This is a genomic window from Lysinibacillus boronitolerans JCM 21713 = 10a = NBRC 103108, assembly GCF_000772935.1.
In the GTDB taxonomy this organism is placed as follows: Bacteria; Bacillota; Bacilli; order Bacillales_A; family Planococcaceae; genus Lysinibacillus; species Lysinibacillus boronitolerans.
The window spans coordinates 36,113-56,156 of sequence record NZ_JPVR01000071.1 but is presented as its reverse complement, the minus strand read 5'-3'; the positions used below and the strand labels follow the sequence as shown (position 1 = coordinate 56,156).

General features: G+C 37.6%; 21 protein-coding genes. 4 read left to right on the top strand and 17 right to left on the bottom strand.

Annotated features, from left to right (window positions below; translation table 11 throughout):
• Window positions 1-101: 101 nt before the first annotated feature.
• The 5 genes from CD31_RS09245 to cyoE form a co-directional block, all read right to left on the bottom strand.
• Entirely contained in the window at window positions 102-446 is a 345-nt protein-coding gene (locus tag CD31_RS09245) for a cytochrome C oxidase subunit IV family protein (RefSeq protein WP_004224789.1), read from the bottom strand.
• Window positions 446-1,072, bottom strand: coding sequence for a cytochrome c oxidase subunit 3 (locus tag CD31_RS09240; RefSeq protein WP_004224788.1), 627 nt, complete (start codon window positions 1,070-1,072; stop codon window positions 446-448). The genes CD31_RS09245 and CD31_RS09240 overlap by 1 nt, the downstream gene beginning before the upstream one ends.
• On the bottom strand, window positions 1,072-2,955 hold the full coding sequence (gene ctaD, locus CD31_RS09235) for a cytochrome c oxidase subunit I (RefSeq protein WP_004224787.1): 1,884 nt from the start codon (window positions 2,953-2,955) through the stop codon (window positions 1,072-1,074). Before ctaD ends, CD31_RS09240 begins: the two co-directional genes overlap by 1 nt.
• 40 nt (window positions 2,956-2,995) lie before the next feature.
• Window positions 2,996-4,084 (bottom strand): cytochrome c oxidase subunit II, encoded by a 1,089-nt coding sequence (coxB, locus tag CD31_RS09230; protein ID WP_036077087.1) that lies wholly within the window; start codon window positions 4,082-4,084, stop codon window positions 2,996-2,998.
• A gap of 99 nt (window positions 4,085-4,183) precedes the next feature.
• Window positions 4,184-5,101, bottom strand: a complete 918-nt coding sequence (cyoE, locus tag CD31_RS09225; protein ID WP_016992771.1) for a heme o synthase — start codon at window positions 5,099-5,101, stop codon at window positions 4,184-4,186.
• Window positions 5,102-5,437: 336 nt separating this feature from the next.
• On the opposite strand from cyoE, the gene CD31_RS09220 reads away from it, so the two are divergent.
• Window positions 5,438-6,361 carry a COX15/CtaA family protein gene (locus CD31_RS09220; RefSeq protein ID WP_016992770.1) on the top strand — a complete coding sequence of 308 codons (924 nt, stop codon included), beginning with the start codon at window positions 5,438-5,440 and terminating at the stop codon, window positions 6,359-6,361.
• Between the two features lie 51 nt (window positions 6,362-6,412).
• Here the strand turns inward: CD31_RS09220 and CD31_RS09215 are convergent, their stop codons facing one another.
• From CD31_RS09215 to CD31_RS09195, 5 genes are all read right to left on the bottom strand, one after another.
• Complete coding sequence (locus CD31_RS09215; protein ID WP_036077085.1) at window positions 6,413-6,601, bottom strand: hypothetical protein; 189 nt, start codon at window positions 6,599-6,601, stop codon at window positions 6,413-6,415.
• On the bottom strand, window positions 6,594-7,214 hold the full coding sequence (locus tag CD31_RS09210; RefSeq protein ID WP_036077083.1) for a TetR/AcrR family transcriptional regulator: 621 nt from the start codon (window positions 7,212-7,214) through the stop codon (window positions 6,594-6,596). The genes CD31_RS09215 and CD31_RS09210 overlap by 8 nt, the downstream gene beginning before the upstream one ends.
• Before the next feature lie 130 nt (window positions 7,215-7,344).
• Window positions 7,345-10,779, bottom strand: a complete 3,435-nt coding sequence (pyc, locus tag CD31_RS09205; protein ID WP_036077080.1) for a pyruvate carboxylase — start codon at window positions 10,777-10,779, stop codon at window positions 7,345-7,347.
• A 12-nt stretch (window positions 10,780-10,791) separates the two neighbouring features.
• Entirely contained in the window at window positions 10,792-11,973 is a 1,182-nt protein-coding gene (locus CD31_RS09200; RefSeq protein WP_036077078.1) for an FtsW/RodA/SpoVE family cell cycle protein, read from the bottom strand.
• A gap of 60 nt (window positions 11,974-12,033) precedes the next feature.
• Entirely contained in the window at window positions 12,034-12,315 is a 282-nt protein-coding gene (locus tag CD31_RS09195) for an Fpa/YlaN family protein (protein ID WP_004224778.1), read from the bottom strand.
• A gap of 182 nt (window positions 12,316-12,497) precedes the next feature.
• Here CD31_RS09195 and CD31_RS09190 point away from each other — a divergent pair, with 182 nt between their 5' ends.
• Together CD31_RS09190 and CD31_RS09185 are read left to right on the top strand one after the other, a co-directional pair.
• Entirely contained in the window at window positions 12,498-12,998 is a 501-nt protein-coding gene (locus tag CD31_RS09190; RefSeq protein WP_036077076.1) for a molybdopterin-binding protein, read from the top strand.
• 11 nt (window positions 12,999-13,009) lie between these two features.
• Window positions 13,010-13,213, top strand: coding sequence for a YlaI family protein (locus CD31_RS09185; protein WP_004224776.1), 204 nt, complete (start codon window positions 13,010-13,012; stop codon window positions 13,211-13,213).
• A gap of 54 nt (window positions 13,214-13,267) precedes the next feature.
• Here CD31_RS09185 and CD31_RS09180 read toward each other — a convergent pair whose 3' ends face one another.
• The 5 genes from CD31_RS09180 to typA all read right to left on the bottom strand — a co-directional run bounded on the left by CD31_RS09180 (window position 13,268) and on the right by typA (window position 18,349).
• The gene (locus tag CD31_RS09180; RefSeq protein ID WP_016992766.1) at window positions 13,268-14,062 is read right to left on the bottom strand and encodes an ABC transporter permease; all 795 of its coding nucleotides are present in this window, start codon (window positions 14,060-14,062) and stop codon (window positions 13,268-13,270) included.
• Window positions 14,055-14,822, bottom strand: coding sequence for an ABC transporter ATP-binding protein (locus CD31_RS09175; protein WP_036077074.1), 768 nt, complete (start codon window positions 14,820-14,822; stop codon window positions 14,055-14,057). The genes CD31_RS09180 and CD31_RS09175 overlap by 8 nt, the downstream gene beginning before the upstream one ends.
• Before the next feature lies 1 nt (window position 14,823).
• Entirely contained in the window at window positions 14,824-15,816 is a 993-nt protein-coding gene (locus tag CD31_RS09170) for an ABC transporter substrate-binding protein (RefSeq protein WP_036077072.1), read from the bottom strand.
• 259 nt (window positions 15,817-16,075) lie between these two features.
• Window positions 16,076-16,474: a YlaH-like family protein gene (locus CD31_RS09165; protein ID WP_036077070.1), complete on the bottom strand. Its 399-nt coding sequence runs from the start codon at window positions 16,472-16,474 to the stop codon at window positions 16,076-16,078.
• Between the two features lie 30 nt (window positions 16,475-16,504).
• On the bottom strand, window positions 16,505-18,349 hold the full coding sequence (gene typA / locus CD31_RS09160) for a translational GTPase TypA (RefSeq protein WP_004224771.1): 1,845 nt from the start codon (window positions 18,347-18,349) through the stop codon (window positions 16,505-16,507).
• A gap of 138 nt (window positions 18,350-18,487) precedes the next feature.
• Between typA and CD31_RS09155 the strand changes: the two genes are divergently transcribed.
• Window positions 18,488-18,673, top strand: a complete 186-nt coding sequence (locus tag CD31_RS09155; RefSeq protein WP_016992866.1) for a DUF5325 family protein — start codon at window positions 18,488-18,490, stop codon at window positions 18,671-18,673.
• Window positions 18,674-18,715: 42 nt separating this feature from the next.
• Here CD31_RS09155 and CD31_RS09150 read toward each other — a convergent pair whose 3' ends face one another.
• Window positions 18,716-19,510 carry an inositol monophosphatase family protein gene (locus tag CD31_RS09150; RefSeq protein WP_004224769.1) on the bottom strand — a complete coding sequence of 265 codons (795 nt, stop codon included), beginning with the start codon at window positions 19,508-19,510 and terminating at the stop codon, window positions 18,716-18,718.
• 212 nt (window positions 19,511-19,722) lie between these two features.
• Entirely contained in the window at window positions 19,723-19,920 is a 198-nt protein-coding gene (locus CD31_RS09145) for a hypothetical protein (RefSeq protein WP_026023402.1), read from the bottom strand.
• Between the last annotated feature and the right edge of the window lie 124 nt (window positions 19,921-20,044).

Below are 20,044 nucleotides of genomic sequence, written 5' to 3'. Positions count from 1 at the left end.
AATGTTAAGTTTAACAGCGTTTGCCTCTTTTGATACCTTAATAACTTCAAAACATAAGAAAAGCACGTTCGTACAAAATAACGAACGTGCTTTTTTGGTGATTACCACCAAATGATTGTTAAAAATGCTAAGAAGAATGTAAATGCGATTAAGATTCCCATCCACATGAAGAATCCAATAACGCCACCAAAGTGCGTTTTTTTGTCTTCTAAGTGCATGAAAGAATAAAGTTGAAGTACAACTTGAACGCCAGCCAATAATAATACGAATGGCATAATTAAGTATTTAGAAAAATCAGCTGCAACTACTGCGAATGCGATAAAAGTGAAGAAAATCATAATCGCAAAGTTGATTACTTGTTTACGCATATGAACGGCATTATGATGACGATCATACTCATACTGTGCTTGAGACTTAGCAACTATAGGTGTATCGTGTGAAGACATTATCCGATCACTCCCATCAAGTAAACTACTGTGAAGATAAATACCCAAACTACGTCGATAAAGTGCCAATATAAAGCAGCTACGAAGAATTTAGGTGCATTGTACAGGTTTAATCCACGTTTAGCATTACGGATCATTAAAGTACCAATCCATACAAGACCTAAAGTTACGTGGAAACCGTGTGTACCAACTAAAGAATAGAAAGCTGTTGCGAATGCAGATTGGTTAAATGTAAAACCAAGGTGCACATAGTGGTTGAACTCATAGATTTCAAGTGCTAAGAATCCAAGACCTAAAGCTAATGTAATCGCTAACCAAGTTTGCATACCTTTAAAGTTAAAGTTACGCATATGGTAAATTGCATAAACAGATGTTAATGATGATGTTAATAATAACATCGTCATAGCAAATGCTAATGGTAATTCAAATAAACCTTGAGTTGTGAACTCCATGCCAGCTGGCCCTTTGTTCTTAAGCGCTAAATAAGTAGCGAATAAACTTGCGAAAAGTACAACTTCACAGGCAAGGAAAATCCAGAAACCAACGACTTTATTTTTACCTTCCATCGTAGCTTGTTCAGGATGATCTGGCCAAGTATGAGGAGTAAATTTAGTATTGAAATCCATTATTTATTTCCTCCTTTGCCGTAAAGATGTTCTTCAATTTCAAGAATTTCTTCTTTGTGTAAATGGAAGCCATGATCGTCTTTAACAGAACGAGCAATCATCGCACCAAATGTAATTGCTAAACCAATGATTAATACATAGATAGACCATGGTTTATCTGCGTCTGGATTGTAAAGTGCACCAAATGCTGCAATAAACATACCTAATGAAATAACGAATGGAATCGCTGAGTTATTTGGCATATGGATATCACCTAGTGGCTCAGCAAATGTAACTTCTTTATTACCTTCTTGCTTTTCAATCCACCATGGATCTAAACCACGAACAAGTGGTGTTTGACGGAAGTTATAGAATGGAATTGGTTGTGGAATTGACCATTCTAAAGTACGTCCATCGCCCCATGGGTCGCGTCCTGCTGGTTTGCCCTTAATAGACATTAAGCAGTTGATTACCATTAAGATAACCCCTACACCCATCATTAATGCACCGATTGTAGAGATATAGTTGAATTGATCCCAACCTTGACCTTCCATGTAAGTGAATACACGACGTGGCATACCCATCAAACCTAAGAAATGTTGAAGGAAGAATGTTAAATGGAATCCGATAAAGAATACCCAGAAAGTAATCTTACCAAGCGTTTCGTTTAACATACGGTTGAAGAAAATTGGCCAGTAGAAGTGCGCTGAACCGAATAGTGCTGTAACAATACCACCAACGATTACGTAGTGGAAGTGAGCAACGATAAAGTAAGAATCGTGTAATTGATAGTCAAGAGGTGCAGATGCTTGCATTACCCCTGTAACACCACCCGCAACGAATGACGGGATGAATCCAAGTGCATAAAGCATTGGAGTTGTAACTTTAATTGACCCACCCCAAATAGTTAGGATCCAGTTGAATACTTTCATACCTGTTGGAACCGCAATTGCCATTGTTGCAACAGCGAAGATTGCGTTTGCTGTTGGCCCAAGACCAACTGTAAACATATGGTGAGCCCAAACCATGAACCCTAAGAAACCAATTAAAATTGTAGCGAATACCATTGAAGAGTATCCGAATAGACGTTTACGAGAGAACGCTGGAATGATCTCAGAGAATAAACCAAATGCTGGTAATACTAAGATATAAACCTCTGGGTGTCCGAAGATCCAGAATAAGTGTTCCCAAATTACTGTGTTACCACCCATTGTATGGTCAAAGAAGTTACCACCGAACATACGGTCAAATAACATCATTAATAAACCAATTGTTAATGGAGGGAATGCGAATAAAATTAAGGCACTTGATACAAGAGCAGTCCAAGTGAATAATGGCATACGCATAAATGTCATACCTGGAGCACGCATTGTAATAATCGTAACGATAAAGTTAAGACCTGAAATTAAAGTACCTGCCCCTGAAATTTGTAAACCAAGTACATAGAAATCAATACCATGTCCTGGAGAGTATAAAGATAATGATGCATAAGAAGTCCAGCCCGCATCAGGAGCGCCACCCATAAAGAATGACAGGTGAAGGAATACTGCACCTAGGAAGAATAACCAGAACCCTAATGAGTTAAGGAACGGGAATGCAACGTCACGCGCACCAATTTGTAATGGTACAAGCATGTTCATAAATGCGAATAGTAGTGGCGTAGCAGCTAGGAATAACATTGTTGTTCCGTGCATTGTTAATAATTCATTGAAAAAACCAGCTGATACGAAATCATTATTTGGTTTCATTAATTGAATACGCATTAATAATGCTTCAAAACCAGCGATAGCGAAGAACAATGTACCGGCTAATAAATACATCACTGCTAACTTTTTATGGTCGACAGTAGTGATGTAATCCCAGACAGCTGCTCCAAAGCCCTTTTTCTGTGTGTATGAGCTCACAACTTTTACCTCCCTCAAAATTTGTTACATAAAACGAAAATTATTTTTCTACTGATAAGCCCATGATGTAAGTTGCAAGAGCTTCAATTTCTTCATCAGATAAATTACCGTAAATAGGCGCAGTGCCATCAGAATTCATCATTAAGTTACCTGGTTTAAATTCCTCAGGGTTTTTAATCCAAGCTTTTAAGCTTTCTTCATTATGCTCTAAGAAACCAGCAACACGGTTACGGTCACCAAACGTAGTTAAGTTTGGACCTGGTGTACCGCCTGCTCCTGAACCAGAGATAGCATGACAGCCTAAGCAGCTATTAGCAAAAGTTGCTTCACCAAGATCAGTTGAAGCTTTGTCAGCAGTTTGTCCTTCAGTTGCTTTCATTGCATCAACCCATGCATCAAATGCATCTGGGCTTAATGTTTTTACTTTAAAGTCCATTAAAGCATGTGAAGGTCCACATAATTCAGCACATTTTCCATAAAATACGCCATCTTTAAGATCTTTTGATTCTTTATCGAATACTAAGTAGAATTTGTTTAAGTTTTCCACGTTTGTATCCATTTTACCGCCTACAGCAGGAATCCAGAATGAGTGCTTAACATCGGCAGCTTTTAAATTAAAGTAAACTTTTTCACCTGTTGGTACCACTAGCTCTTGAGCCGTTACGATACCTTGGTTAGGATATTCGAATTCCCACCAGTATAATTTTGCCGTTACATTGATTGTTAGGGCTGTTTTGTTCCCTTCTTCATCTACCTCATCCATTGCAGCAACATCTGCAAATTTATAAGTAGTTGTAACAACTGGTACAGCGATAATTAATAATAAAATAATCGGAATAACTGTCCAAATCACTTCTAAAGTATGACTACCCTCTACTTGCTTAGGGATAACATTTTCACCCACGCGTGCACGACGGTATTTTAGGAATGCAAGTAAATAGATAACGGATACTATTACTACTACTAGCGTCATAATTACAGTAGTTAACAGTAATAAATTCAATTGTTGTTTACCTACTTCTCCAGATGGTTTTAGTGTAGAAAGATAATCTTCACCACAACCTGAAAGGAAAACCATCATCACTGCTAGAAGTGAAAAAAGACGCCATTTTTTAAGCCCTTTCATCATAGCTTAATTAAACCCCTCTTTCTTTGTTGTATTTTCATGTGTACCTAGGACATCAGTTCTGTCTATATGAATTCTTATAAAAAGAAAGAATCCCTAACTTTAGCTAAACACCGCAAATATTATGATGGCTACAAATAGTATGGTCATATGATTCAACGAATAAATAAACATTTTATTTGCCCATTTCATATCATCTTTTGTTGTAAAGCCTTTCAGAGCTAGTATTAACCAACCCAAGTTCAATGCAGTAGCAAGAGTTAAAAAGCCAATTCCAAGCTCTGTTAAAAGGAAAGGTAACGGTAATAATAAAAGAATCCAGAATAACATTGAGTACTTTGTACGTTTAAATCCCTTTATAACAGGTAGCATTGGTATTTTAGCTGCACGATATTCCTCAGTCCGTTTCATGGCAAGCGCATAGAAATGTGGTGGTTGCCATGCAAACATAATAAGGAATAAGGCTAGTGCTCCTGGACCTAAGGCGGGCTCAATCGCTGCGAATCCAATAACAGGAGGAATAGCCCCCGAAATACTACCTACAACCGTGTTACTAACATGCTTCCTCTTTGACCACATTGAATACAGAACGACATAAGCAAATATTCCTACTAGTCCCCACATGCCGGCTGCAAACGATGCCGCAAATAACAAAATTTCACCTACAATTAAAAATGAGAGGGCAATGGTCAACACAAAGTTTGGCTTAAATCTGCCTGTCACTGTCGGTCTTGCCTTTGTTCTTTTCATGATAGGATCTATATCCTGATCTATGAAATTATTCATTGCACCTGAGCCACCAATGATTAATGCCGCACCCAGCATGGTGTAAAATATGACATCAAGCTCTTGCAAGAAATGTCTACTAGTAAACTGAAAAGCCAGCCACATCCCTGTAAACGTTGTGACAAGATTCGAGTTAACGATTCCAATTTTTATTAGTGCTAAGAAATCTTTTACAACAGATGTTGTTTCTGGACCAGGATTTCTAGTAGCCGCCAGTGTACGACCGTTTGACATAATACCTCTCCTTTCATTTTTGTAAGCATATTCCGCTAACAATAACTATAGCGAAATTTGCGATTGATTTCTAGACATTAAGTGAAATTTAGATGAAGTTGTAAAAATTAGCTTTGTCTAGAAATATAATTAAAAACAACATATCTATAGTAAAACATTTTCTAAAATGAATTGTGAAGGTTAAAGCACGAAATTATGAACAATTTGTGAAATGGAATCGACATCTAGTAGTCCCTTCTCTTTACAAGTTGTTTTTTATACGTATTTTCGATATTATCTAGTAGCAGAAACATTACGTTCTTGTAATGTTGATAGATAAAGTAGGTGACTCATTTTATGCAACACAACAGGTATTTGAAGTGGTTTGCTGTTGCCGCTACAGTAGGGATGCTCCTTATATTACTAGGTGGGGCTCTCGTTACCAAAACAGATAGTGGCCTAGGCTGTGGTCGAAACTGGCCTGATTGCAATGGATCTCTTATTCCAAAGGAGATTACACCAGAAGTCCTTATTGAATTCTCACATCGTCTCGTAACAGGAGTTGTATCTATTTCAATTCTTGTGTTAACCGTTTGGACATGGCGTAAGCTCGGACATATTCGTGAAGTAAAGCTATTAGGTTTCTTAGCAATGTTTTTCTTAATCGCGCAAGCTCTTATTGGAGCAGCTCAAGTATTATGGGGGCAAGGTGATTTCATCTTAGCACTACATTTTGGGATATCTCTTATTTCCTTTGCCGCGGTTCTTCTTCTCTCTATGATTGTATTTGAAGTCGATCGGAAATTTGATGCTGATAACGTATTTATCGGTAAAAAGTTACGTTGGCATACAATTGCTGTCACAATTTATTCTTATTTAGTCGTTTATACTGGGGCGCTAGTTCGTCATACAGATTCGAGCTTAATTTGTCCTGATTGGCCATTTTGCTATAATGAAACACCTTTCGCACCGCCGAATAATATGTATGAATGGGTGCAAATGGGACATCGATTAGCAGTTCTTATTATTTTCATTTGGATTGCATACATAACTTGGCATGCTGTAAAGGAATATAAACATCAACGTGTTATATACTATGGATGGATAATTGCCTTTACAATAGTAGTTTTACAAGTTATTGCAGGTATGTTAGTAGTCCTTACTAAACTGAATTTAACGGTAGCTTTACTGCATTCATTATTTATTTCCCTTTTATTCGGTTTATTATGCTATATGATCATGCTAGTCGCTCGAAGTAATTATAATGAGAAAAAGAAATAGCCCATTAAAAAAGATTCGCCACCAACGATGTGTCGAATCTTTTTTCTATGACTATTTTTGTTTCTTCATAGCCTCAGTCCCTATAACTCCAACAATTAAAATAATCATGGATACCAAAGCATAATCTTTAAAAAATGTTGTAAAAGGAATGTCGAAATATCGACAAATTAGCGTTACGAGACGGCCTCCTAATAAAATTAAACCTATGACTAACATCCAGTTAAATAGTGCTTTAAGCATTTTTTGGCCCCTCTACTTTCATTGCTGTCCATATAATATTTGTTACTTCGAGACTGTAATCCTCTGCCGCAATAGCAAGCGGTCCCCCTATAAGCATGTATTCACCAATCGCTCCTTGAATTACTTTTGCCATTACATCGACAGAGCGAACACTAAATGTCCCCTGTTTTTTTCCATCTTCTAAAATATTACATAATGCCTTCAATAGTGGATCTTCCTCTTCATCTGGCAGTTTATAGTAAGGGATGTCTTGTTCAGTTCGAGCGTTGAAGACAATTTCTAATAATGCTGCATTTTCTTTTGGGTGTGTTGCTTGATAAGCAATGCTTGCCTCTATGAAGTTTGCTAATTGTGTGACAGGGTCACTGGCAGTATATGTTTTTGTCAAAATAAAAGTTGTGGATTGCTCAATCAGTGCTTGGAGACTTTGGTTGATTAAATCTTGTCGATCTACAAAATGATAAGAAATTAATGCTGTGCTAATAGAAGCACGTTTAGCAATTTGTGCTAGACTCGCCTTTACATAGCCAATATCATCAAGTGTCGTTATCGTAGCTTCAATAATTTGCTGCTTTCTTGCTTCCTGAATAAAGGTATTTTTACTGCTATCCATAGACCCCTCCTGATTGGTCGAACATTTTTTTGATTAAGTAATCAAATTTTATATGATTTATCGCTTAAACACAATAAAAAAGGTTATGTAGATACTAATAAAAGTATCTAATAACCTTTTTTAAGACTATCTATTCAATTTCAATTAATAGATCGCCTGTTGAAATGGCATCTCCTGCACTTGCATATACCTCTTTTACAATGCCGTCTTTAGGTGCTTGGACAGTTGTTTCCATTTTCATCGCTTCTGTAATTAACAGGTGATCTCCACGTTTAACAGGACTACCTTTAGAAACAACAACTTTCAACACAGTACCTGGCATTGTAGCACCGATTTGGTTTGGATTGCTTGGATCGGCTTTTAATGCTAAATTGCCATCAACCTCAACAGTCATATCTTGAATCACCAATTCACGCGATTGTCCATTGAGCTCAAAGTAAAGGACTCGTGTTCCATTGTGTTGTGGTTCCCCGATTGAAACGAGTTTAATAATCAATGTTTTCCCTTTTTCTATTTCGACTTCAATAATTTCTCCAAGCTTTAAGCCATATAAGAATGTTGGTGTGTCAAGAACTGAAATATTACCGAAGGATTCTGCTGTTTTCGCATACTCCTCAAAGACTTTTGGATAAAGAGCATAAGCCAGAACATCCTTTTTCGTAACAGGACGATTTAACTTTTCCTCTAGCACAGCCTCTAATTGATCAAACTGAATAGGCTCTAATAATTCTCCTGGACGAACTGTAATTGCTTCGCGATCTTTTAACACTACTTGTTGTAATGCCTCTGGGAACCCGCCATGTGGCTGTCCAAGATAACCTTGGAAGAATTCAATCACAGAATCTGGGAAGTCAATTGTTTTCCCTCTTGTTAAGACCGTATTTTCGTCTAAGTCATTTTGCACCATAAATAAAGCCATATCTCCTACCACCTTGGAGGATGGTGTCACTTTGACAATATCACCAAACAGTAGATTTACACGGGAATACATACGTTTTACTTCTTCCCAACGATCACCAAGCCCTACCGCTTTTGCTTGCTGCTGTAAGTTACTATATTGGCCACCAGGCATCTCATGCACGTAAATCTCAGAATGCGGGCTAATCATGCCACTTTCGAAATCTTTATAGTATTTACGAACATCTTCCCAGTAGTACGATAATTTTTCCAAAGAATCAATATCCGCACGTACTTCTCGTTTACTCCCTTTCATCGCATAGTACAAGGAATTTGCACTTGGCTGAGATGTTAAGCCCGCCATAGACCCAAGCGCTGTATCGATAATATCTACACCTGCTTCAATGGCTTTAGCATATAAGTAAATCCCATTGCCGCTTGTATCATGCGTATGCAAATGGATTGGCAGACTTGTCGTCTCTTTTAACTCGGAAATTAAACGATAGGCCGCTTCTGGCTTCAGTAAACCAGCCATATCTTTAATCGCTAAAATATGTGCACCAGCTAGCTCTAGCTCCTTCGCCATATCCTTATAATATTGCACCGAATATTTCGCTCGACTATCATCCAAAATGTCGCCTGTATAACAGATGGCCGCTTCAGCAATTTTTCCAGATTGACGCACTGCATCAATCGCCACTTCCATACCTTTAATCCAGTTTAAACTATCGAAAATACGGAATACATCAATTCCTGATGAAGCCGATTCAGCGATAAATTCTCGGATTAGATTATCAGGGTAATTCGTGTAACCAACGGCATTAGCTCCACGCAGTAACATTTGGAACAAGACATTAGGTACTTGCTCACGCAGTTTCTCTAGGCGCTCCCATGGGTCCTCTTTTAAGAAACGATAGGCTACGTCAAATGTTGCCCCGCCCCACATTTCCAGCGAGAATAACTGATGCATCATGCGAGCTGTTGCATCTGCAATTTGATACATATCCTGTGAACGAACACGTGTTGCAAGGAGAGATTGGTGGGCATCGCGGAATGTAGTATCTGTTAGTAGTACGTCTTCCTGTGCTAAAATCCACTGCACTAAGCCATCTGCTCCCTGTGTATCTAAAATCTGCTTCGTACCTGCTGGTGGTACAATTAAAGGATCAATTTTAGGTTGGTTCGGCTGAGCAAAGATAGGTTTTGACTTCTTCTCTACACCTGGGAAGCCATTTAAGGTCACATTCCCTATATAGCTTAACAGCTTTGTTCCACGGTCTTTACGCACAGGGAACTCGAAAAGCTCTGGCGTTGTATCAATAAAGCTAGTATCAAAGGCACCTGATAAAAATTTCTCATGTGTTACAACATTGTTTAAAAACGGGATATTCGTTTTAACGCCACGAATACGGAATTCCTTCAAATTACGATCCATTTTCGCTGCAGCTTCTTTAAAGTTCATGCCCGATGTTGAAATCTTTACTAACAAAGAGTCATAGTATGGTGTTACAACAGCGCCTTGGAATCCATTTCCTGCATCTAACCGCACGCCAAAACCACCACTTGAACGGTAAACCATTAATTTTCCTGTATCTGGCATAAAGTCATTTGCAGGGTCTTCTGTTGTCACACGGGCCTGAATGGCATAGCCAATCATTGGCATATCTTCTTGCTTTGGCATATGAATTTCTTCACTGTGTAGTTCATAGCCTGCCGCTACCTTAATTTGGGCATGGACGATATCGACACCTGTAATCATTTCTGTAATTGTATGTTCTACTTGGATGCGAGGGTTTACCTCGATGAAATAAAAATCGTCTCCTGCGACTAAAAATTCCACTGTCCCTGCATTTATGTACGAGACATTCTTCATTAATTTCACAGCAGCATCGCAAATACGATTTCTTAACTCTTGTGAAATCGAATGAGATGGCGCAATTTCCACCACTTTTTGATGACGACGCTGAATTGAGCAATCACGCTCATATAAATGCACAATATTGCCATGTTTATCGCCAATAATTTGTACTTCAATGTGTTTTGGCTTTATGATTGCTTTTTCTACATACACTTCATCGGAACCAAAAGCAGCCTTTGCCTCTGATTTTGCTCTTTCATAGGAAGAAGCAAGATCCTCTGGCGCATGGACTAGACGCATCCCTCGACCACCACCGCCAAGTGCTGCCTTAATCATAACTGGATAGCCATAATTGCTAGCAAACGTCTCTACCTCTGCTAAATCGGCTACTGGGCCATCTGTACCAGGAATAACAGGAATCTCAGCCGCAATGGCTTGAGACCGTGCTTTGACCTTATCTCCAAACATATCTAAATGCTGAGAAGTTGGTCCGATAAAGACAATACCCTCTTCCTCACAGCGACGTGCAAATTCCACGTTCTCTGATAAAAAACCATACCCTGGATGAATCGCATCAACATCTGCATCTTTTGCGATGGCAATAATACCTTCAATATCTAAATAAGCATCGATTGGTTTCTTGCCAGCTCCCACTAAATAAGCTTCATCTGCTTTAAAGCGATGAAAAGCACCACTATCTTCTCTTGAATAGATGGCAACAGTTTGGATATTCAGCTCCGTACAGGCACGGAAAATACGAATTGCAATTTCTCCTCGATTGGCTACGAGAATTTTGTTGATTGATTCCATAGGTATCCCCCTTTATGATTGTGTTTTTTTCCTCTCTACCTTTTCAAACATAGAAACATTGATTAATATTCCCATCGCTAAAGATAGAATGATTATAGATGTACCGCCATAGCTTATAAAAGGTAACGTTACACCGGTTAACGGGATTAACCCGGTTACACCCCCAAGATTAATAAACGATTGCCAGCCTATCCAGCTCGCAATGCCAGCCGCAATCATGCGTGCCAATGGATCTTTTGTTCGTAATGCAATAGAAAAACCTTTATATACAATAAATCCCAAACCACCTAAGACAATTAAAACGCCCCAAATCCCTAGTTCTTCCATTATGATTGCCATAATAAAATCTGTTTGTGGTTCAGGCAAGTATCCTAATTTTTGAATGGATTGACCAAGGCCACGCCCTTCTAAGCCGCCTCCGCCAATGGCATAATAACTATTCACCACTTGGTGACCACTACCATCCTCATACTCAAACGGATTTAAGTAAGACAATATCCGTCCTTTTCGATTCCCTGTTAGTAGCTCTCCCTTAAATATCCATAGAATACCAAGAATGGCTGTACCAAATGCACCTAATACACCAAAAAACTTCCAAAATGTTTTAAATGGAATACCACTTGAAGCTACAACTGAAACAGCAATACCACATAGAATAATCACTGCTCCTAAGTCTGTTTCAAAGGCTACCCCAGCAACCACTAAAATCCATAGAAAAATTGGGTAAAAAATTTCAGTAGGTTGTAGCTTTTCAAACGTATATTTTTGCGCTTTTCGATAAAAAGCAGCTGCAAAATATAAAATTATAAATAGCTTCGCATACTCTGAAGGTTGAAAATTCCCTAAACCTGGAATAGCAATCCAACTTTGAGAACCTACTTCCTCTGCCCCATTACCTGCTACTTTTACCCATGTAAATAACACAACTAACACAACAGTTAGCAATAACATAATATTCTTATTCGCATAATGCTTATATGGGAAAAATGCTGTAAGGATAAAGCCAAGAAATGCCACCATTAAATTGGTCACTTGCTTTTGATAAAAATAATCAGGTGCTTGACCTTTTTGAACAATAGCAACCATCATACTTGAACTGTAAATCATAATTAATCCAAATAAACTTAATAATAGGACCGTAAAAAATAAGGGGTAATCAAAATTTTGTGCATAACGTTTTAAGTATTGTCTCATTGGAAAACCTCGTTCTAGTAAAAAAACTCAAAGCGCAAAAAAGCGTTTGAGTTTTTCTTTTTATTTGTCTGTATACGCGTCGTGTAGTACAGAAAGTTCTTTCTCGAGTGAATCGAGAATTTCTTTGCCTTTTTCACGTTCAATTAATCCAAGCTTCACAGCAAAGTCAATTTCACGTGACAGGCCGAACATTTGTGTATCTAATACTTCCTCATATAAAGGGCATTGTGGCATTGTTAAGTGATCCATTTGTACTCGAATAAGGCGAGCAATCTTATCTGCATCAGCAACTAATAGCTCCAAAGCCTTCTCTTGAAAAGAAGTTTGTGATTTCGTATCCATGAGGACGCCCCCATTATCTGATATTTCTTCGATTCTATCTTAATAAAGTTTATCTTTTAGTCGATAAAAATGCAAGTGTCTTCATTGGAAAATAGAGAATTCGAATTATATTTCTTTATTATCTCTAGGCATTAGCGTTATACTATGTCATGGATATACAAGATTTGAGGAGGATTTCTATTATGGAAACAATAATTCCTATCACAGGTGCAGTCACATACCAACTAACATTAGATCCTACTGTGTGGATTTTTGATGATCGTAAATTAGATTTAAACACTTACTTCACTACTCAAAATGTTGAGGAAGATGCTGACGTCAAATATATGCGTGAAGTAGGGGCACACTGGTCACGTGAAATTATGGAAGGAGCAACATTCCCACCTACATTAAAATCAGAGAGGAAATTTGACCGTAAAGGCATGGAAACAGGTACATTCGGTATCGAATTAAGTCATTTCTTGAAGAATGCTGAAATTAAACCTGAAGCGACAAAAATCGTCTTAACTTGCAAAGATGGTCAAGAATATCCTTTCACAATTGAAGAAGCTTATACACTTATTTTAAAATATAGCCAAGACGGGAAGCCTCTTTTAGAAGATGGTCCAATCCATGTATTACTAAGAGACGGTTCAAATATTGACAATCCTATTAAAAACGTATCAGCCATCCGCGCTGAATAGGAGGGAATGCAATGCGCGTTAAATGCGTTATTTGCGATACGATTCATAATTTAGATGATAATTTACCTTTAGCGAAAAAATTGCGTAATCGACCAATTCATACTTATATGTGCAATATTTGTCATGATCGCATTTCGGAAAATACTGTCGCACGAATGGAAACAGGCAATTTCCGTTTTTATCGTACGTCACCACAGATGGATAAAGAATTTTAACTAAAGAACAGCTTTAAAAGAGGTGCCTCTATTTTGAGACACCTCTTTTTTCTATTATCCGTTATTTTTAATAATCGTTTTTTCAACTAATTCTACAACCTGATACATAATGGTAGCAAAAAAGGCAATGATCAGAAGTGACATAAGGACAAGGTTAAAATTAAATACTTGGAAGCCATAGATAATTAAATAACCAAGTCCTTTTGAAGCTACTAAAAATTCCCCTACAATAACCCCTACCCATGATAAGCCAACATTCACTTTCAGGGTTGAAATGATTGTAGGAAATGAGGCTGGCAAAATGACCTCACGAAAGATTTGCCATCTGGTCGCTCCAAATGTTTGTAAAACCTTACTATAATTTGGATCGACTCCTTTAAATGCCGTATATACTACAATTGTTGTAATGATGATGGATATTAATGCACCCATCGCTATGATGGAAAAGTAGCCTGGGCCAAGTGCAACAATCAAAATCGGACCTAGTGCAACTTTTGGCATCGCGTTTAAAATTACTAAATATGGATCAAGTACTTTTGATAGTAACGGGGACCACCACAAGACAATAGCTATCAATGTTCCTAATAAGGTCCCCGCTAAAAAGCCAATTACGGTCTCCATTAATGTAACACTTACATGCAATGTTAAAGAACCATCACTTACTTTTTCAATAAATGTATGCCATACATGCGTTGGCGAGCTAAAAATTAAACGATCAATCCATTCTAATCGTGAAAGCAGCTCCCATCCACCAAAGAATAGCAGTAAAATAATAAGCTGATATACTCGAACATAGCGTTTTTCTCTTTTTAACAATTGCTGATATTGCTTAAATAATGTATTATCCAAGGCTCTCCAGCTCCTTCCAAATCGTTTGGAAAATATCTGCATAGGCTGGATGCTGTCTTACATCAAAAGGTGATAGCTCACTAAGAGCTTTAGGTATTTCAAACACCTTGTGAACTGTCCCTGGGTTTGCAGAAAATAGAACTACACGCTCACTCATCGCGATGGCCTCGCCAATATCATGTGTCACAAGAATAGCAGTCTTTTTATAAGTTTTTAATGTTTCCACCACTAAATCCTCAAGCTTTAATTTCGACTGATAATCTAATGCAGAAAATGGTTCATCTAATAATAAAATTTTAGGATTTACAGCTAAGGTACGAGCAAGGGCGACACGTTGCCGCATACCTCCTGATAATTCTCGAGGATAATTGTTCCCCACATGCGGTAATCCTACTTCCTGTAATAATGCGTTGGCCGTTACTTTATGTGTTTTATGACTTTTCTCCATTATCTTCAAGCCAATTGTGACATTTTCCTCAATGGTCTTCCAAGGAAATAAATAGTCCTGCTGAAGCATATAGCCAATGCTAGATTGATTATTTGCTGATAGCTTTTCACCATCTATATAAACATTGCCTTCAGTGGCAGGGAATAATCCTGCAATAATTGATAATAATGTGGTTTTTCCGCAGCCACTCGGACCAATAAACGAAACAAACTCTCCTTCATGAATGGCTAAACTGATATCACGTAATACTTCCTTTGCCTGTGTACTTGAAAAATAACTATGGTGAATATTCTCTAGCTGTAAAAATTCCATATTACTCAGCAGCCTTTTTAGCAAAGGTAGTATTCACAAGTTTTTCATACTCCACTCGTTGAGGAAGTTCACCTGCTTCCTCCATAATTGTTTGCAAGTTATCCCACTCTCCTTCATCAAGGATTGGGTCAGTAGCATAAGAGCCTTGTGCTTTATATCGCTCAATTACAGTTTCAATTATCTCTATATCTACATTTTCAAAATATGGTTGAATAATCTTTGCTACTTCAGCAGCACTCTCATTTTGCACATAATCCTGTGCTCGTTGTAATGCATTTGTAAAAGCTTGAACAGTTGAAGCTTCATCCTTTAAATAACTACTTTTTGCCATAAAGGACGTGTAAGGAAGATTACCAGACTCCGTTCCAAACGAAGCTACAATATAACCTTTCCCTTCTTTCTCGAAGACACTCGCAGTAGGTTCAAATAATTGTACATAGTCACCAGTGCCTGATGCAAAAGCAGTTGCAATGTTGGCAAAATCAATATTTTGAATGAGCGTTAAATCATTTACAGGGTCGATGCCATGTTTTTTCAGCACGAATTCACCTGCCATTTGTGGCATACCACCTTTACGTTGCCCCAAAAACGTTGAGCCCTTCAATTGATCCCACGAAAAATTATCCATCTTATCTCTTGCCACTAAAAAGGTTCCATCCGTTTGGGTTAACTGTGCAAAATTTTGAATAGGATCATTTGCACCTTGTAAAGTGACATAAATAGACGTCTCCGATCCAACTAAAGCTATATCAATTCCATCTGACAGTAACGCCGTCATCGTTTTATCGCCACCTGCAATCGTTTGTAGCTCCACAGAAAGACCCTCCTCCTCGAAGAATCCTTTCTCAAGTGCTACATATTGAGGCGCATAGAATATTGAACGAGTTACTTCTCCTACTTTGACTTTTTCTAGCTCTGCTTTATTACATGCCGTCAAAGAAAGGAGTAACAAAGCAATGACACCTAACAATAAACCTTTTGTAAGCCAACGCATTCCCTTTCCTCCTTGATGTGTTGAAAATAAGCCTATCGACATTAACTTATTCACATAAGAAGATTTCGGTGCCTATCATTTTTTAGTTTATGTAGAAAACGGAGCTTCTTGGTTTAAAAAGCGCTCTCGGAGAAAATGAGTGCGGGTGTTTTCTTCAGCTTGACTACAAGGGGAAACATACAAAAAAACAGCCTTAGCATTAAAACCGCTAAGACTGTTTATAACAGATAAAAAGTTCTTATTATAAAGTACGTAATTGTTACTGATTGGTAGCTTGTTGCTCTTCTCTTTTTTCACGCCATAATCTTGTTTTATAGACAATTAGAATTAAGGCCGCTACAATCAGACCTTCAATCATTGGTAAGAATAGGGCAAAGAACGTAAGCATAATACACCCTAAAAATAGGAACGCATAAATAATAATATTTTGAGATAACTTTAATTTCTTGGCAAAGCCTAGCTTATAGACAATGGCAGAAAGTGCAAATACAAGAAGAAATACAACATAACCTGCTATTTCATAGCTTGGTAAATTTTCATATAAAAATCTGGTTATACCAGCCATTCTCCCATAAACTCGTGTTGTTTCATCTGTACCTGTCTGTGCAGCAACTTGAATAACATTTAGTTCACCCAATAAAGCGGACTTCAGATCCAAGACTCCTCTTCCTTTCATGGAAGCAAAAAATTATTGTTCAGCGTTTTTTAATTTTTTCGCTATTCTTTCACGTTCATTTTTATCTAGAATTTGTTTACGAAGGCGAATAGATTCTGGTGTGATTTCTAAATACTCATCATCATTTAAGAATTCTAATGCTTCTTCTAGTGTTAATAAACGTGGCTTTTTAATAACGTTTGTTGCATCTTTTGTCGCAGAACGAACATTCGTTTTTTGCTTCATTTTTGTTATGTTTACAGTGATATCATTATCACGTGTATTTTCACCAACGATCATACCTTCATAAATTTCAGTACCTGGTTCTACAAAGAGTGTACCACGGTCCTCTACTTGCATCATACCATAAGTTGTGGATTTACCAGTTTCCATTGATACAAGAACACCTTGATGACGTCCACCAATACGTCCTGGAATATATGGTTGGTAGCAATCGAATGTATGGTTAATGATACCAAAACCTTTAGTCATAGACATGAATTCTGTTGTATATCCAATTAAACCGCGAGCTGGAACAAGGAAAGTTAAACGAACTTGGCCATTGCCATTGTTCACCATATCTAACATTTCACCTTTACGCGTACCAATCGATTCAATAACCGAACCTACATTTTCTTCTGGCACATCAATTTGTACACGTTCAAACGGCTCACATTTTACACCATCAATTTCACGAATGATAACTTGAGGTTTTGATACTTGTAGCTCAAAGCCTTCACGGCGCATATTTTCAATAAGAATTGATAAATGTAGCTCACCACGTCCAGAAACCGTCCATGCATCTGGTGAATCTGTATCTTCTACACGTAGAGATACGTCCGTTTGAAGTTGTGAACGTAAACGCTCTTCTACTTTACGAGCAGTTACCCATTTCCCTTCACGACCTGCAAACGGTGAATTATTCACTAAGAAAGTCATTTGTAATGTTGGCTCGTCTATACGTAATGGTGTTAAAGCTTCTTGATGTTCAACTGGACAAACTGTTTCTCCAACGTTGATGTCTTCCATACCTGAAACAGCAATTAAGTCACCAGCTTTTGCTGATTGGATTTCTTCACGTTTTAAACCAAAGAAACCAAATAGTTTCGTTACACGGAATTGTTTCACAGTCCCATCTAACTTCATTAAAGCAACTTGTTGTCCTACTTCAATTGTTCCGCGGAATACGCGTCCAATCCCAATACGACCAACATAATCATTGTAGTCAAGTAATGCCACTTGGAATTGTAATGGATCTGCTGAGTTGTCTACTGGTGCAGGAATTGCTTCAATTACCTTTTCAAATAGACATTGCATATTTTCTTCTTGTTTTGTTGGATCAGCATCAAGAGAAGCTGTACCGTTTACACCTGATGCATACACAACAGGGAAATCTAATTGATCATCATCAGCACCTAGCTCGATGAATAATTCTAATACTTCATCAACCACTTCTAATGGACGAGCTGAGTCTTTATCAACTTTGTTTACAACTACAATCGGTGTTAACTTTTGTTCTAACGCTTTTTTCAGTACAAAGCGTGTTTGCGGCATACAACCCTCATACGCATCGACAACTAGTAAAACGCCATCTACCATTTTTAAAATACGTTCTACCTCACCACCGAAGTCGGCGTGTCCAGGCGTATCAAGGATGTTAATACGAGTTCCGTTATAGTTTACTGCAGTATTTTTTGCTAAAATTGTAATACCACGTTCGCGTTCAATATCATTAGAGTCCATTGCACGTTCTTCAACATGTTCGTTTGAACGGAATGTACCTGATTGTTTTAATAGTTGGTCGACTAAAGTAGTTTTACCATGGTCAACGTGGGCGATAATTGCGATATTGCGAAGATCTTGACGTAAGTTTGTCATTATTCCACTCCATATTCTTTTTTCGAATGTTTAACTGTGATATTATAGCACAAGAAGGATAGAAATGTCCTTATTAGAATTTCCATCATTCTAAAAAATATATTTGATCGACAAATTTTTTATATAGGAGGCTAGGCTATGAATCGTGCAAAAATCGTAATGGCCATCTATGCATTGGCAGCTGTATTAGCAATGTGCTCTATCGGCTACTCTGTTGCAGCTAGTAGTATATTTGGTGTAATAGCTGGTATTGTGGCTACTTGTGTCATTTTCATGACAGCCTTTAAAATGAAGCGTAAACTACGTGCGCAAGGATTACTTTAAAGAACATAAAAAGGAGCTGTCTAGTAAATAGACTGCTCCTTTTTATTCATATGGCACAATATATTTTTCTAATAACTCTTTATGAATAGCGGGATTGGCAATAATAAATGTATCCTGATGAAGGAAATCAAAGCCTTCACCATGTAGATTTGTAGCAACTGCTCCAACTTCCTGAGCAATGATGGTCCCTCCTGCAATATCCCATGGTGCTAAACGCATAGAGACATAGGCATCTAATTTGCCGCTAACAACAAATGCAATTTCCATTGCCGCAGAGCCATAAGACCGTGTACCGCGAACTTTACGAACCATATCTATCACCTTTTCATGGTGAATATGTCGATTAGGTGCGACCCAATGTGCATTGATGCCAATGACAGACTCTTCCATTGTAACAGACTGTAGTTTTCGCAATGGTGAATCATTATACCATGCCCCTTGACCCTCAATGGCACTAAATAAATCCTCTCGCATGACATCAAATATGTAACCTAATTTTCCTACGCCATTGACAAAAATACCTATAGAAATCATAAAATGACGATGCTGTTTGACAAAATTCATCGTGCCATCAATTGGATCAATAATCCAAACTACACCATCTAGCGATTTAACCTGTTCGCCCATTCCTTCTTCCCCTAGGATTTTGTGGGTTGGATCAAAAGCTTTAATTTGCTCAATAAAGAATAACTCAGTCTCTCGATCAATATTGGTAACGAGGTCATTTGCACCTGATTTTGTCTCTATTACTAGATTATACGAAAAAGCCTCCCGAATACGTCGCCCAGCTTCAAAAATAATATCTTTTGCAAATTTATCAATTTGTTGTAAATCCACTCATAACCCACCCTTCGAATATAAGAAAAGGCCATCTATGTTGGTCGCTCTCGTATGTGTATGATACCTTTTCCCACTACTTCATAACTTTTGCTATATAAAATCTAATACTACCTTATGATATAATTTCTATTTTACCCTTTGTCACAATAAAAATCACCTGCTGTCGGAATATTCAGCAAGTGATTTTTTAAATGGGTATTAGATTTTGATTACGCATAGGCGTGCAAACTTTCAAGTTCCATCTGAATTTCTGCCAGACGTTTTTTACTTTTTTCAATTTCAATGTCATTTTTTTCATTCATTGCTGCAAAAAGTGAAGCTAATTCATAATCTAATTCTAATTGTAATATGTGCTCATATTGCTTTTCAATGTCAACTTTACGTATAATTTTTACGAACGGTTTCATAAAAAACACTTCCTTTTTTTATTTTTTTTACAAAAACTTCGCTCATTTGATAAAGTTCTTGTTATAAGATTTTTTCCCAAATTCAGCGTAAAATAAACCTTATAAAACGAAAGGAGTAAAATAA